The organism is Mycobacterium sp. Root265, from assembly GCF_001428895.1.
Taxonomy (GTDB): Bacteria; Actinomycetota; Actinomycetes; order Mycobacteriales; family Mycobacteriaceae; genus Mycobacterium.
In genome coordinates this window covers 117,612-132,366 of the sequence record NZ_LMJA01000009.1, presented here as the reverse complement: position 1 = coordinate 132,366, position 14,755 = coordinate 117,612, and the positions used below count along the sequence as shown (strand labels likewise).

Here is a 14,755-nt window from a genome sequence, read left to right as displayed (position 1 = left end):
CATGAGCAAACCAGACTTGGGCACGTTCGGCGTATTCGGTCACTACAGCCAGTGGCAGCAGCTCTCGCGGGAACAACTCCGCGATATCGAAGGCCTCGGTTACGGCGCGATCTGGGCCGGCGGTTCGCCGCCGGCCGAGCTGGAGTGGATCGACCCGATCCTCGGCGCCACCGATTCCATCCAGCTCGCGACCGGCATCGTCAACATCTGGACCGCGGCGGCCGCCCCGGTGGCCGAGTCCTTCCATCGCATCGAGAAGGAGTACCCGGGCCGGTTCCTGCTCGGGATCGGCGTGGGCCACCCCGAGGCGCACACCGAGTACAAGAAGCCCTACGACGCGCTCAACGACTATCTTGGCGAGCTGGATCAGCACGGTGTGCCCAAGGACCGCATCGTGGTGGCGGCTCTCGGCCCGCAGGTGCTGAAGCTCTCGGCGCGTCGCAGCGCGGGCGCCCACCCCTACCTCACCACCCCCGAGCACACCCGTGAGGCCCGCGAGCTCATCGGCGCCGACGCCTTCCTTGCCCCGGAGCACAAGGTGGTACTCACCACGGACGCCGCGAAGGCACGCGAGGTGGGTCGCAACGCGCTTGAGGTCTACCTGAATCTCGCGAACTACCTCAACAACTGGAAGCGGCTGGGCTTCACCGATGCGGACGTGGCCAAACCCGGCAGTGACGCGCTGGTCGACGCGGTCGTCGCGTACGGCACGACCGAGGCCATCGCCGCACGACTGCGCGAACATCTCAGCGCCGGCGCCGACCACGTTCCGGTTCAGGTGTTGACGGGTACTGACAAGCTGGTGCCTGCGCTTGCAGAACTGGCCGGGCCACTCGGCCTGCAGTAACCCGGACCCGGAATCAACCCGGAATTAAGGACATCACATGACCGACGCTGTCACGCTCAAACCCGACCTCGGCCGCTACGGCGTCTGGACATTCGGCGTCCCCAAGCCCGATCAGGCCGCCGAGATCGAGAAACTCGGCTACGGGGCGTTGTGGATCGGCGGATCCCCCAAGGGCGATCTCAACTATGTCGAGCCGCTACTGGAGGCCACCGAGAACCTGCAGGTGGCGACCGGCATCGTCAACGTGTGGACGGCCGACGCCGAAGAGGTCGCCGAGGCCTATCACCGCGTGGAGAAGGCCTTTCCCGGCCGGTTCCTGCTCGGCATCGGCATTGGCCACCCCGAGCACACCGAGGAGTACCGCAAACCCTATGACGTGCTGGTCGAGTACCTCGACGCCCTCGACGCGAAGAAGGTGCCCACCAGCCGCCGGGTGATCGCCGCGCTGGGGCCCAAGGTGCTCAAGCTGGCGGCCGCCCGCAGTGCCGGCGCCCACCCTTACCTGACCACACCCCAGCACACCGGCCAGGCCCACAACCTGATCGGGAACACCGTTTTCCTGGCGCCCGAGCACAAGGTGGTGCTCACGCCGGACGAGCGCTTGCGCGAGGACCCTGATGCTGCCGCGGACGAGGCCCGGGAGGTCGGTCGTGGGGCGGTCGACTTCTACCTGAATTTGAGCAACTACCTGAACAATTGGCGCCGGCTCGGTTTCACCGAGGACGACATCGCCAAGCCCGGCAGCGACCGACTGATCGACGCGGTGGTGGCACACGGCGACGCGGGTGCCGTCGCGGCGCGACTGCACCAGCATCTGGAGGCCGGGGCGGATCACGTGGCCATCCAGGTGCTCGGCGGCTGGGACAAGCTCATCCCGACGCTGACCGAACTGGCGGGCCCGCTCGGCCTCAAGAAGTAGCCCGACAGGTTTCACCCACGGGACTGTCGGTCACCGATGGCGCCGGGTTCAAGATTCCCCCGGCGCCTGGGAGATGACGCCGACCCTGCACGTCGACGGCGGCCTGCTCTTCGACGACCGCGAACGTACATCGATCTACCTGTCCGAGGGTCTGGCCACACTTCCTTGTGCTGGAAGATGATTCGACGGAGATGCACCTGTGCTCCGCGGGCTACGCGCCGCGGCCCGTGCACACCCTGGGCGGACACCCGCGCGTTCGTCGAGCAACTGCGCGCCTACCACTGATCGGTCCCTGCCCCAGAAACAGTCCTTGCCAAACCCCGAAACCAATTACTAGGATATGCAAGTATCTCGGCCGTGCGCCGGGCTCCTGAATTCTGCTCACCCCTTGGACGGACGTCATGACCACACAGATTCCGCACTTCATCAACGGCGAGCGCAGCACCCTCGCATCCACCCGCACTGCCGATGTGCTCAACCCCAGCACCGGCGAGGTCCAGGCCCAGGTACTGCTGGCCTCGACCGCCGACGTGCAGACCGCCGTCGCCAACGCGGTCGAAGCCCAGAAGGTGTGGGCCGGGTTCAACCCGCAGCGCCGCGCCCGGGTCTTCATGCGCTTCGTCGACCTGGTCAACCAGAACGCCGACGAGCTGGCCCAGCTGCTGTCCATCGAGCACGGCAAGACCGTCGCCGACTCGCTGGGCGACATCCAGCGCGGCATCGAGGTCATCGAATTCGCCATCGGCATCCCGCACCTGCTCAAGGGCGAGTTCACCGAAGGCGCAGGCACCGGAATCGACGTGTACTCGATCCGCCAGCCGCTCGGCGTCGTCGCGGGCATCACCCCGTTCAACTTCCCGGCCATGATCCCGCTGTGGAAGGCCGGGCCCGCCCTGGCCTGCGGAAATGCGTTCATCCTCAAACCCTCCGAGCGTGACCCCTCGGTCCCGCTGCGCCTGGCCGAGCTGTTCATCGAGGCCGGGCTGCCCCCGGGCGTCTTCCAGGTCGTCCAGGGCGACAAGGAAGCCGTCGACGCCATCCTCACCCACCCCGACGTCCAGGCCGTCGGATTCGTCGGGTCCTCCGATATCGCGCAGTACATCTACTCCACCGCCGCCGCGCACGGCAAGCGTTCACAGTGCTTCGGTGGCGCCAAGAACCACATGATCGTGCTCCCCGACGCCGACCTCGATCAGGCCGTCGACGCCCTGATCGGCGCCGGCTACGGCAGCGCCGGTGAGCGCTGCATGGCCATCAGTGTCGCGGTACCGGTCGGCGAGGAAACCGCGAACCGCCTGCGCGCCAAGCTCGTCGAGCGGGTCAACCAACTACGCGTCGGGCACAGCCTGGACCCCAAGGCCGACTACGGCCCACTGGTCACCGGCGCCGCGCTGGAGCGGGTCCGCGACTACATCGGCCAGGGCGTGGACGCCGGCGCCGAAATCGTGATCGACGGCCGCGAACGCGCCACCGACGAACTCACCTTCGACGACCAGAGCCTCGAAGGCGGCTACTTCATCGGGCCCACCCTGTTCGACCACGTCACCACCGACATGTCCATCTACACCGACGAGATCTTCGGGCCCGTGCTGTGCATCGTGCGCGCCGAGGATTACGAAGCGGCCCTGGAACTGCCCACCAAGCACGAATACGGCAACGGTGTGGCGATCTTCACCCGCGACGGTGATGCCGCCCGCGACTTCGTCTCCCGCGTGCAGGTCGGCATGGTCGGAGTCAACGTGCCGATCCCGGTCCCGGTGGCCTATCACACCTTCGGTGGCTGGAAGCGATCCGGATTCGGCGACCTCAACCAGCACGGACCCGCCTCGATCCAGTTCTACACCAAGGTCAAGACCGTCACCGAGCGCTGGCCCTCCGGCATCAAGGATGGCGCCGAGTTCGTCATCCCCACCATGAAGTAGGTGCCGGTGTTCGAGTTGGATGATGACGAGCGCGTCATCACCGAGACGGCGGCTGCCTTCGCGGAGAAACGCATTGCGCCGTTCGCGTTGGAATGGGATGAGTCCCATCACTTTCCGACCGATGTGCTGCGGGCGGCCGCCGAACTGGGCATGGCGGGAATCTACTGTGCCGAGGACGCCGGCGGCAGCGGGTTACGCCGCCTGGACGCGGTGCGCATCTTCGAGGCGCTGGCCGCCGCCGACCCGACCATCGCCGCGTTCCTGTCCATCCACAACATGTGTGCCTGGATGGTGGACAGCTTCGGCACCGACGAGCAGCGCAAGACGCTGGTGCCCAAGCTCGCGTCCATGGAGTCCATCGCCAGCTACTGCCTCACCGAGCCCGGAGCGGGATCGGACGCGGCGGCGCTGCGCACCAAGGCCGTTCGGGACGGTGACCATTACGTCCTGGACGGGGTGAAGCAGTTCATCTCCGGGGCGGGTGTCTCGGACCTGTATGTGGTGATGGCCCGCACCGGCGCCGACGGGCCCCGCGGTATCTCGACGTTCGTCGTCGAGAAGGACACGCCGGGCGTGAGTTTCGGCGCCGCCGAGCAGAAGATGGGCTGGAACGCCCAGCCCACCGCTCAGGTCGTCTTCGAGGGTGCCCGGGTGCCGGCTGAGGCGCTGCTGGGCGGCACCGAGGGCACCGGGTTCGGGATCGCGATGAACGGGCTGAACGGCGGCCGCATCAATATCGCGGCGTGCTCGCTGGGCGGCGCGCAGACCGCCTACGACAAGACGGTGGCCTATCTGGCCGACCGCCAGGCCTTCGGCGGGTCGCTGCTCGACGAGCCGACCATCCGGTTTGCGCTCGCCGATATGGCCACCGGCCTGGAGACATCCCGGAACATGTTGTGGCGGGCGGCATCTGCTCTTGACAGCAATCACCCCGACAAGGTGACGCTGTGCGCGATGGCCAAGCGCTACGTGACCGACACCTGTTACGAGGTCGCCGATCAGGCCCTGCAACTGCACGGCGGCTACGGCTACCTCAAGGAATACGGGTTGGAGAAAATCGTCCGGGATCTGCGGGTGCACCGCATCCTTGAGGGGACCAACGAGATCATGCGCGTGGTCATCGGCCGGGCAGAAGCTGCCCGGGCCAAGGCCGCCGGCTAACGAGAGGTGAGGCAGAAGATGAGCACCGTTGCTTTTCTGGGACTGGGCAACATGGGCGGCCCGATGGCCGCCAACCTGCTGGCGGCCGGGCATGCCGTGCAGGGTTTCGACCCCGTCGCCGCAGCCAAGGACGCTGCGAAGGCCAACGGCGCCAGTGTCTTCGACAGCGGCGCCGAGGCTGTGGCCGGGGCCGATGTCGTCATCACGATGCTGCCGAATGGCGCGCTGGTGAAGAGCTGCTACGCCGAGATCCTGCCCAAGGCCGCCGAGGGCGCCCTGTTCATCGACAGCTCGACCATCTCGGTCGATGACGCCCGCGACGTGCACAAGCTGGCAGCCGACCACGGTTTCGCCCAGCTCGACGCGCCGGTGTCCGGTGGCGTCAAGGGCGCGGTGGCCGGCACGCTGGCGTTCATGGTCGGCGGCGACACCGAGGCTGTCGAGCGTGGCCGCCCGGTGCTGGAAGCCATGGCGGGCAAGATCATTCACTGCGGTGACTGCGGTGCGGGCCAGGCCGCGAAGGTGTGCAACAACATGGTGCTCGCGGTTCAGCAGATCGCCGTCGGCGAGGCATTCGTGCTCGCCGAGAAGCTCGGTCTGGACAAGCAGTCGTTGTTCGACGTCATCACCGGCGCCACCGGCAACTGCTGGTCGGTGCACACGAACTGCCCGGTCCCCGGGCCCGTTCCCACCTCACCGGCCAACAACGATTTCAAGCCCGGGTTCGCGACAGCTCTGATGAACAAGGACCTGGGTCTGGCGATGGCCGCCGTGACCTCGACCGGGGCGGCGGCGCCGCTGGGCAGTCACGCCGCTGAGATCTACGCCGAGTTCGCTCGCGACCACGGCGACAAAGATTTCAGCGCCGTCATCGAGTACATCCGCAACGGCTAAGCCGCCGACGGAGTGTGTTGATCCCACCACCGGGCGTGTAGCCGTCGACAGTTCGCCAGCCGCAACGCATCCCCGGTGTCGCTGTACCCGGAGCGCACCGCGGCGGCCGCCCGTCCGCGTCCGGCGTCGGCATCGATGAGGACCGTGGCCAGGCCCGCCGCGTTCGCGGCGCGCAACCCGGCCGGTGAACCGGCCACCGCCAGCGCATCGTGGGGCGCGACGCCGAGTTCGGCGAGTGCGTGACCGAACAGGTTCGGTCCGGTGACGTCGTCGGCGGTCACCACGGATTCCACCAGACCCTCACCGACGAGTTGGCGTACCAACGGCTCGGCCCAGCTGCGCCGTCCGGTCGTGACCACACTGACCGGGATATGCGCGACGAAGGCGTCCATCACCAGGTCCACCAGACCCGGGCGCGGGGTCAGACCGGCGTCCAGGATCATCTCCTCGAACATCATGTCCTTGGCGGCGCAGATCTCGTCGACGAGCAGGTTGACCAGCACATCGCACTCCGTGCCCACGCACCGTTTGCGCAGCTCGGCGGCTACCCGCTGGCGTTCGTCCGGCAGCGCCATCAGCCGCTGGTAGCGCCCGACGCTCCACTGCAGGTCCAGCCCCAGCGACGCGAACGCCGCGTTGTACACCACGCGATGCCCTTCCAGGTCCATGTCGGACAGGGCATCGAGGTCGAACACCACCGCGTGCAGCGGGTAGGCGGCCGGGTCGTCGGGCTCGTCGCCATGCCACCAGAACTGACCGGCGGCGGGCCATGTTTTTTCCTCATGCGTGGACATGCCCCACAGAGTGGCGCACATCACATACCGGCCGCGTCCCCCGTAAGGGGGATTGGGCAGGCCAAGTCGGGCTTGCCAAAGTTCGGAAGCGGGTGGGTCGCCCCCTCTAAGGTGATGCCATGGCGCCCCCCAGCCCCCTGCGCCTCGTACTGGTCGATGACCACGAGATGGTCATCGAGGGCCTCAAGGCGATGCTGCTGACCTTCGGGGACCGGGTCGAGGTCGTAGGGCAGGCCATCGGCGCCGAACAGGCCGTCACCGTGGTGCAGGAGCTGCAACCCGACATAGTGTTGTGCGATGTCCGCATGCAGGGATCCAGCGGCCTGGATCTGTGCCTGACCCTCCGCGAACGGGATCCCGACCGCAAGGTCGTGATGCTGTCGGTCTACGACGATGAGCAATATCTGTTCCAGGCTCTGCGGGTCGGGGCGTCGGGCTACCTGCTCAAGAGCATCAGCAGTGACGAACTGGTGCGCCAGCTGGAGTTCGCGCACCGGGGGCAGACCGCGATCGACCCCAGCATGGCTGCCCGCGCCGCCGACACCGCCGCCCGCCTGCAGCGCGACGAGTTCTGGCCCGGCGTCCGGCAGGGCCTGACCCAGCGCGAGAGCGAGATCCTGTCCTACGTGGTCAACGGGCTGTCCAACCGTGGCATCGCCGGCAAGCTGGTGATCGGCGAAGAGACGGTCAAAACCCACCTGAGCTCGATCTACCGCAAGCTCGGCGTCAGTGACCGCACCGGTGCGGTGGCCACCGCGCTGCGCGAGGGGATCTACCAGTGACTGCCCGCCGCAACGTACTGACCACCGATCGTGAACTGGCGCTGCTGCGCGAACTGATCCAGGCGACCTCCAGCGGGCCGGGTGTGGAGCCGCTGGCCGCGGCCGCCGCCCGGATGATCACCGATGCCACCGCCACCGACGTCTGCTTCGTGCACGTCCTCGACGACACCGATCGCTCGCTCACACTCACCGGAGCCACCCCACCCTTCGACAGCGAGGTCGGCAAGATCCGGTTGCCGCTGGGCAGCGGCATCTCCGGCTGGGTGGCCAGCAACCGGCAGCCGGTGGTGATCAGCCACGACAAGGAATCCGACCCGCGCTACCTGCCGTTCGAGTCGCTGCGCGGCTCGGATTTCACCTCGATGGTGTCGGTGCCGATGGAGACCGACCCGGGTGGGCTGGTCGGGGTGCTCAACGTGCACACCGTGCACCGGCGCGAATTCACCCCGCGTGACGTCGAACTGCTGCTGGTGATCGGGCGGTTGATCGCCGGGGCGCTGCACCAGGCCCGGCTGCACCGCCAGCTCGTGGCCCGCGAACGCGCCCACGAGAACTTCGTCGAGCAGGTCATTCAAGCCCAGGAACTGGAACGCCGTCGGCTGGCCGGCGACATCCACGACGGCATCTCCCAGCGCCTCGTCACCTTGTCCTACTGGCTGGACGCGGCCACCCGTGCAGTGGCCGCCGAGGCCGGTGCGTCCTCGAACGTCGCCGCGGATCATCTCGCCAAGGCCCGCGAACTGGTGGACCTGACGCTGCAGGAGGCCCGCGCCGCGATCGGCGGGCTGCGTCCACCGGTGCTCGATGATCTGGGGCTGGCCGGCGGTCTGGCGAGTCTGGCCCGGTCGATACCCGAGCCCGCCATCGACGTCGACCTCGCGCAGGACCGGCTGCCCGATCACATCGAACTGGCGCTGTACCGGATCGCCCAGGAATGCCTGCAGAACGTCGTCAAGCACGCGCAGGCCACCCGCGCGAAGCTGACCTACAGCGTCAGAGACGACCTCGCGCGCCTCGAAATCGTCGACGACGGAGTCGGATTCGATACCTTCGAGCACCCGCTGGGCAGCGACGAGATGGGCGGATACGGGTTGTTGTCGATGGCCGAACGTGCCGAGATCGTCGGCGGCAGACTGCATATCCGCTCCCGGCCGGATGCCGGCACCACGGTCACCGCCACCATCCCGCTGCCCTCGGCGTAGCCCGCCTCAGAAATCTCCGGCGTGCCGGCGCAGCGTCTCGATCGACGTTGCCAGCGACCGCGATTCGTCGGTGGAGATACCGATATCGGCGAAGACGTCCTTGTTGAGCGTCTCGGTGGCGTCTTCGACGGTGGAGCGGCCCAATTCGGTGAGCCGTACCAGGGTGGTGCGTCCGTCGGTGGGGTGCGGCAGACGTTCCACCAGGCCGTCGCTCTCCAGCCGGCGGATGGCGTGCGTGACGCTGGTGACGTGGACCTGCAGCCGGTCGGAGGCCTTCGTGATGGGCAGCTCACCGTTGCGGGTGAACGCCAGCAGGCGCAGCAGTTCGAACCGGGAGAAACTCAGGTCGTAGGGTCGCAGCGCGTTCTCCACCCGGGCCAGCAGAATCTGGTGGGCCCGCATCACCGAGGTCACCGCGACCATGCCGTCGGCGACCTCCCCCCAGCCGGCGCGTTCCCAGTTCGCGCGCGCCAGCGTGATCGGGTCACGTTTGCCGGGATGTGAGGGCATGACCTTTCTTACCGCACCGGCTGGGCTTTTCCCTTATCGGAGCCCCGCGGTGCTCACCGCGGCCAGCACCGCGCGGGTCGACTGCCGGGTGCCGACGCTCACGCGTGCCCCGCCGTCGGCGTAGTGCCGCACCCGCAGACCGGCGCGGTCGAACACCTCGGGCCAGGGCCGGCCTCCGGGCAGATAGACGAAGTTGGCGCGTGCATCGGTGCTGTAGACGCCGAGCCGGGACAATTGGGCGCGCAGCCGCCTGCGCTCCGCGCCGATGACCCGGATCCGGTGCTGGAGTTCGTCTTCGGCCCGGTAGCACGCCGCGACGGCGACCAGTCCTGTCAAGGCGGTCCCGAAAGGCAGCTGCATGCTCCACAACCGGCGGCCGAGATCCGGCGCGCAGATGCCGTATCCGATCCGCAGCCCGGCCAGTCCGTAGGCTTTCGAGAACGTCCGGATGACAACCACATTCGGGAAACGCCATACCAGTGCCCGGGCATCGACACGCTCCGCCGGGGCCAGGAACTCCACATAGGCCTCGTCGAGCAGCACCGTGGTGTCCGTCCCGACGCGGTGCAGGAAACGCTCGACATCTGCTGCCGGTTCGATGGTTCCCGTCGGATTGTGCGGCCGGCACAGCACCACCACCCGTGCGGTGCCGGCGGCATCGGCCATCGCGTCGAGATCGTGGTGGCCGTGCACATTCAACGGCACCGTCACCGACCGTAGTCGCGCCATCTGCGCGAGGATCGGGTACCCGTCGAAGGTCGGTGCTGTCAGCACGATGGCATCGCCGGGTTCGGTGAGGGCCTGCAGCACCTGCAGGATCACTCCGGTGGCGCCGGCACCGATCACCACCTGCTCGTCGCGGATACCGATCTGGGCGGCGATCAGCGACCGCATGCGCAGCGGCAGGAACTCCGGGTACCGGTTGGCCGACCCCACGGCCTGGATCAGCGCGGACTGCACCGATGGCAGTGGCGGGAAGGGGTTCTCGTTCAGCGACAGTGCCGATGGATCGACCGCGGCCGGAAGATCCACGCAGCGCGCGGCAGGCTCCGGTCGCGGCATACTCATCGCCCACCCCAACGGACCGCGGCGGCGCCCGCGAAGTCCCCGGCGTGCGCGAAGGCGGCCATCAGCACGGTGTCCCCCACGCCGACCCGGCCATCGGTCACCGCCCGGTCCAGGTTGACCGGGATGCCCGCAGCGAACAAGTTGCCGCATTCGTCGAAGGTGTCGACGTGCCGTTCGGCGGGCAGTTCGAGTGCTTCCCGCCAGTTACGCAGGAATACCCGGTTGGGCTGGTTGGTCACCAGTATGTCGATATCCCTGGGCGCCACACCGATCCGGTCACACACCGCGTAGGACACCTCGGGAACCTGCCGGTTGCCCCTGGCGAGCACTTTGGTGATCTTGGACTCGGTGAAGCCGATGCAGCCCTCCCCCGGACCGGCCGCCCACCACTTGCGGGGCGGGTCGACCGCGATGGTCATGTCGCCGGCGAACTCGCCGTAGGTGCGGCATTCGACATCGAGGATCGGTGACCGATCCGAGCAGGCCACCAGACCGACCGCGGCGCCGTCACCGGGTACCGCCGCCTGGGCCTTGCACCGAACGGTCTGCTGATCGAAGATCTGTCCGGCCGCGTTCTGCACCACGGCGACCAAAGCGGTGCGCCCCTGCCCGGAAGCCAGCAGATTGCGGGCGAGCTTGAGCCCAAGCACGAATGCGGCACAGCCACCGTTGTGCAGGTCGAGCACCCATTCGGGTTTCATACCCAGCCGGTGCGCAATGGCGCCGCCGCCACCGTAGAACGGCATATCGGGCAGCTGGGTGTGGGTGATGAGCACGTCGACGCCGGCCAGCGCATCGGCGCCGTGCCGCTCGACCAATCCGGCGGCGGCCCGCTCGACCATATCGGTGGCGCTCTCCTCGGGTGCGACGTGATGCCGGAAGGCGGGTGCCCGGAACATCAGGTTCTCGCGCAGGTCATCGGATGTCGCGCCCTGCGCCTGAAATTGCAGGTAGTAGTCCGCACCGATCGGTTCGCCCGGCAGGTAAGTGGCGACATCCAGAAGGCTCACGGGAGTGGCTGCAGTCATCGGGATTCCTTCATCCAGGCGGGGGTGACCGGCAAGCCGTTGCGGTGCCGGTACTCCGCGATCTCCTTGAGGTTGCGCAGCTCCAGTTCGTGGCCGGCGCCGAACATGTCCCAGAAGTCCCCGACCCACACCGGGCGCTGCGGCGGCGCCGCTTCCGGGTACGGGTTGTCGTCGTAGAACGGGTGGTGACAATTCGTCCACAACACCACCGATCCCGGCTTGTTCAGCACCACCCGGGCGTCGACCACCCGCATCAGGTAGACCATCCACAGGTGGCGACCCTGATCCCAGGCGCAGTGGTAGTCGACGGTCATCGCGGCGCGGTCGGTCACGGTGCGCGTGAAGATCTTGGTCTCCGAGCCCAGTCGGTCATAGGCCAGCCACAGACCCGGCTCCTCGGTACGGACGAAACCGCGCAGGCTGTAGGTCCATTCCTCCAGCGAGCGGGTGTCCGAGAGGTATTCGAACAGTTCGGCCGGCGGGCAATCGACATAGCTGTGCACGGTGCAGAACGCACCGAACACCTGGTCGTGCGGATAGACCGAGCGCATCATCTCCATGATGATCGGCGTCGCGCGCTCTCTGGGCGAGGACTCGATGCGCACCAATCCGTCGATCGGCTCGGCGATATCGTCAAGTGCGGGCAGGGACATGGGCGCCAACCTCCTGTGTGGTGAGAAACGTTGCGAACGTGGGTATTTCGTCGGCGGAGCACCCGATGCTGAGCACCGAGGGTCCATCGGCGTCCAGTGCCGCGCGCAAGGCGTCCGGCAGCACTGCGGGATCGTCGACATCCTGCGAGGGCAGGCCGGGGAACATCGCGGCGAGCCCCGCACCGAGGCGGCTCTCGGTGAATCGGTTGTAGCTGTATCGATCTCCGTAGAACAGCTGCTCGCGGGTGACACACATGGCGTGGGAATTGTTGTTGAACAGCACCAGTGTGACCGGTAACCGGTACTGGATCGCGGTGTGCAGTTCCAGACCGTGCATGAAGAAGGAACCGTCGCCGGCGATGATGACGGTGCGGCGGCGCCGCGCGAAGCACATGCCGATGCCGGCGCCGAAGCTGTATCCCATGCCACCCATCCCCAGTGCGACGAGGAATCTCCCGTCCCGCCGTACCGGCAGCAGGTGGATCGCCGACGCGCCGCCGTTGCCGGCGTCGACCACCACATCGGTGCCGTCGGGCAGCGCGCGGTCCAGTGCGGTGATGGCGTCGCGGTAGCGGATGCCGGGGCCCCGGTGGGCGGGAGGATCCAGCTCTCGATGCGGGATGCTCTCGGGCACAGTGATACCGACCGGCCTCCCCGCACCCGAGAGTGCCGCGTTGAGCAAAGCCAGTGAGGCCCGCAGATCCTCCGTCCGCACATGCACGCTGGGCACGTGGGGGGTCGCCGACCCGATGGAGAGCACCGATACCGGGGCCAGCGCCGCATCGAGCCCGGCCCGTGCGGTGACCGGCAGCCGGGTCCCCACCAACAGGCACACCGCGCTGTCCGCGATGACCTCGGCCACTCCGGGGTGGCCCATCACGCCCACGATGCCCAGTGCCGATGAGCTGCCCAGCCCCGGCGCTCCGCTGACGTCCTTGGCATCCGGCTCGGTGGCCACCCTGGCCCGCAGGGTCGCGCGTAGTCGTTCGAGTTCGTCGCGCGCGTCATCGCGGGCCACCTGTTGCCCGGCGATGATGGTGACCGGTCCGCGGGCGTGGCGGAGCCGCTCGGCCAACACGGCCGGGTCTCCCACGTATGCACAGTCCGGCACCTCACCCCCAGCAGCGTTGATCCGGCTCTGCTGAATGTCTTTCGGCAGCAACAGCACCGCGGGCCCGCCGCGACGCGCGGCCGCGACGGCCGCGGGTAGGGCGTCGACGATGTCGCCGGGCTCCAGGATGCGGCGGCAGTACACGGAGACCGCCGCGAAAAGCGCCTGCGCGTCCAGCGCGCCGTTGTGTCCGCTGGTGTCCTGAAAGCTGCCGTGACCGTCCAGCGCGCTGGGCGGCTGACCCACCAGCGCCAGCACCGGTATCCCGCTGGCGTACGACTCACCCAAGCCGGCAACGAGATTGAGGCATCCACCACCGGAAGTTGCGGCCACCACGCCCAGCGACGCCCCGGACCGGCAGTAGCCGTCAGCCATCGTCGCCGCGGAGAACTCGTGTTTGGCCAGCACGGCGGTGAGGCCGTCACGGGGAGCGGCGGCGTCGTACAGGTCCTCGATATTGGCGCCGTCGACCCCGAAGATGTGGCCGATACCGTAGCCGACCAGCCGGTCGACGATATGGTCGACCACCCGCGGACTGCTGTTCATCGTGCACCTGCTTTCCCGTTCTGCAGGAGACACGTGGCGCCTCGTGCCCGGGTTCACCACACCAGGTGATTCACAGGTTCTTTTCCAGCAGGACCTTTCCATCGTCGGCGGAAACCAGTTGCACAGAGGCAATTTCACTCTGCGGCAGCGGAATGTTCCCGCTGGGCAGCGCGGTCGCGCCGGACAACCCGAGCCAGGTCGCGATCTGGGTGCGGCTACCGTCGCGTCCTATCACGACCATCCCGAGATTCTGTGCCGCGGCGTCGCGTTGGCCCCAGTCCCCGTAACTGCAGGCCATGTCGATGCGCGTGCCCCAGCTGTAGCCGGACAACGCGATACTCGCATTGATCGGCGTCTCGTTGATCTTGTTCATCTCCAGCATCGCCACCGGCGGTGAACCCTGCTGCAGGCCCAGCGTTTCCGGCGCGATCACCACCACCAGACCGACAGCCAGCAGGGCGGCGGCCAGGCCCACCGCGACGGTGGTCACAAACCTGGAGCGGCGGCGCCGGGTACGCACCCGGTCCAGCACCTGTTCACGCAACTCCGGGCGCAGCGGCGGATCGGGCAGTCGGTGGTCGAGTGCCTCCACCTCGTCGAGATCCACCATCGCCAGCAGCGCCGGCATCCCGGTCAGCTCGCCGACCGCGTCGCGGCAGCGTGCGCAGGTCTGCAGGTGCGCCTCGAAATCTCGGCGCTCGCTGGGAGACAGCGCACCCAGCACGTAGCCGGCGTCCCAGGTGCGGTACGGGTCGCCCGCGCCGGCCTGCTCGAAATCGGTCATCGGGTCACCCCCATTTCCTGCAGGTTCAGTCGCAGTGCCCGCACAGCGTAGTGCAGCCGGGATTTCACGGTGCCTTCGGCGATCCCGAGGTCGGCGGCGATCTGCGCGGTACTCCAGCCCTGGTAGTAGGCGCGCCGGATCACCGCACGGTGGTCTTCGGAGAGTTCGCTCAGTGCGGTACTGATCAGAAGTCGGTCCAACGCGGTATCCACTTCGTCGGGGCCGGCAGCGGCGGTATTGCCGGCGACCGTTTCGACATCGGGCGTTCCTGCCTCATTGCGGAACCGCGCGCTGCGCCGCTCGTCGATGACGAGATTACGCGCCACGGTGTACAGCCATGCCCGGGCCGGCCGCTCGGGATCGGCGCTGACTTCCGGATGGCGCCATGCCCGCAGCAGCGTTTCCTGCACGACGTCTTCGGCCCGCGCGGCATCGCCGGTCAAGCGCAGCGCGTAGCGCCACAGCGCTCCCGCGTGCTCGTCATACAAGACCCGCATCATCGCGGCCTCCGGATCGTCCACTCCCAACCTCCGT

At 67.8% G+C, this 14,755-nt stretch carries 15 protein-coding genes; 7 read left to right on the top strand and 8 right to left on the bottom strand.

Going from position 1 to position 14,755, the window contains the following annotated elements; all coding sequences use genetic code 11:
• Position 1: 1 nt before the first annotated feature.
• The 5 genes from ASE48_RS10860 to mmsB all read left to right on the top strand — a co-directional run bounded on the left by ASE48_RS10860 (position 2) and on the right by mmsB (position 5,743).
• A complete protein-coding gene (locus ASE48_RS10860; protein WP_057167150.1) occupies positions 2 to 847 on the top strand; it encodes an LLM class F420-dependent oxidoreductase in 846 nt (281 codons plus the stop codon).
• Between the two features lie 37 nt (positions 848 to 884).
• The gene (locus ASE48_RS10855; protein ID WP_057167082.1) at positions 885 to 1,766 is read left to right on the top strand and encodes an LLM class F420-dependent oxidoreductase; all 882 of its coding nucleotides are present in this window, start codon (positions 885 to 887) and stop codon (positions 1,764 to 1,766) included.
• A gap of 401 nt (positions 1,767 to 2,167) precedes the next feature.
• On the top strand, positions 2,168 to 3,688 hold the full coding sequence (locus ASE48_RS10850) for a CoA-acylating methylmalonate-semialdehyde dehydrogenase (protein WP_057167081.1): 1,521 nt from the start codon (positions 2,168 to 2,170) through the stop codon (positions 3,686 to 3,688).
• A gap of 6 nt (positions 3,689 to 3,694) precedes the next feature.
• Entirely contained in the window at positions 3,695 to 4,849 is a 1,155-nt protein-coding gene (locus tag ASE48_RS10845; protein WP_200962127.1) for an acyl-CoA dehydrogenase family protein, read from the top strand.
• 18 nt (positions 4,850 to 4,867) lie between these two features.
• The gene (mmsB, locus tag ASE48_RS10840) at positions 4,868 to 5,743 is read left to right on the top strand and encodes a 3-hydroxyisobutyrate dehydrogenase (protein ID WP_082614110.1); all 876 of its coding nucleotides are present in this window, start codon (positions 4,868 to 4,870) and stop codon (positions 5,741 to 5,743) included.
• On the opposite strand, the gene ASE48_RS10835 is transcribed toward mmsB, so the two are convergent.
• Positions 5,740 to 6,537 carry an HAD family hydrolase gene (locus tag ASE48_RS10835; RefSeq protein WP_057167078.1) on the bottom strand — a complete coding sequence of 266 codons (798 nt, stop codon included), beginning with the start codon at positions 6,535 to 6,537 and terminating at the stop codon, positions 5,740 to 5,742. The genes mmsB and ASE48_RS10835 overlap by 4 nt on opposite strands.
• 119 nt (positions 6,538 to 6,656) lie before the next feature.
• Between ASE48_RS10835 and ASE48_RS10830 the strand changes: the two genes are divergently transcribed.
• Positions 6,657 to 7,319 carry a response regulator gene (locus tag ASE48_RS10830; RefSeq protein WP_057167077.1) on the top strand — a complete coding sequence of 221 codons (663 nt, stop codon included), beginning with the start codon at positions 6,657 to 6,659 and terminating at the stop codon, positions 7,317 to 7,319.
• Positions 7,316 to 8,521, top strand: a complete 1,206-nt coding sequence (locus ASE48_RS10825; RefSeq protein WP_057167076.1) for a GAF domain-containing sensor histidine kinase — start codon at positions 7,316 to 7,318, stop codon at positions 8,519 to 8,521. Before ASE48_RS10830 ends, ASE48_RS10825 begins: the two co-directional genes overlap by 4 nt.
• Positions 8,522 to 8,527: 6 nt before the next feature.
• Here the strand turns inward: ASE48_RS10825 and ASE48_RS10820 are convergent, their stop codons facing one another.
• The 7 genes from ASE48_RS10820 to ASE48_RS10790 all read right to left on the bottom strand — a co-directional run bounded on the left by ASE48_RS10820 (position 8,528) and on the right by ASE48_RS10790 (position 14,742).
• On the bottom strand, positions 8,528 to 9,031 hold the full coding sequence (locus tag ASE48_RS10820) for a MarR family transcriptional regulator (RefSeq protein ID WP_057167075.1): 504 nt from the start codon (positions 9,029 to 9,031) through the stop codon (positions 8,528 to 8,530).
• Between the two features lie 33 nt (positions 9,032 to 9,064).
• Positions 9,065 to 10,099 carry a pyridoxal phosphate-dependent aminotransferase gene (locus ASE48_RS10815; protein WP_057167074.1) on the bottom strand — a complete coding sequence of 345 codons (1,035 nt, stop codon included), beginning with the start codon at positions 10,097 to 10,099 and terminating at the stop codon, positions 9,065 to 9,067.
• Positions 10,096 to 11,127 carry a 3-oxoacyl-ACP synthase III family protein gene (locus ASE48_RS10810; protein WP_057167073.1) on the bottom strand — a complete coding sequence of 344 codons (1,032 nt, stop codon included), beginning with the start codon at positions 11,125 to 11,127 and terminating at the stop codon, positions 10,096 to 10,098. The genes ASE48_RS10815 and ASE48_RS10810 overlap by 4 nt, the downstream gene beginning before the upstream one ends.
• Positions 11,124 to 11,780, bottom strand: a complete 657-nt coding sequence (locus ASE48_RS10805; RefSeq protein WP_057167072.1) for a hypothetical protein — start codon at positions 11,778 to 11,780, stop codon at positions 11,124 to 11,126. Before ASE48_RS10805 ends, ASE48_RS10810 begins: the two co-directional genes overlap by 4 nt.
• Positions 11,761 to 13,437: a thiamine pyrophosphate-binding protein gene (locus ASE48_RS10800; RefSeq protein WP_057167071.1), complete on the bottom strand. Its 1,677-nt coding sequence runs from the start codon at positions 13,435 to 13,437 to the stop codon at positions 11,761 to 11,763. The genes ASE48_RS10805 and ASE48_RS10800 overlap by 20 nt, the downstream gene beginning before the upstream one ends.
• 70 nt (positions 13,438 to 13,507) lie before the next feature.
• On the bottom strand, positions 13,508 to 14,221 hold the full coding sequence (locus ASE48_RS10795; protein WP_057167070.1) for an anti-sigma factor family protein: 714 nt from the start codon (positions 14,219 to 14,221) through the stop codon (positions 13,508 to 13,510).
• Positions 14,218 to 14,742: a sigma-70 family RNA polymerase sigma factor gene (locus tag ASE48_RS10790; protein ID WP_057167069.1), complete on the bottom strand. Its 525-nt coding sequence runs from the start codon at positions 14,740 to 14,742 to the stop codon at positions 14,218 to 14,220. Before ASE48_RS10790 ends, ASE48_RS10795 begins: the two co-directional genes overlap by 4 nt.
• Between the last annotated feature and the right edge of the window lie 13 nt (positions 14,743 to 14,755).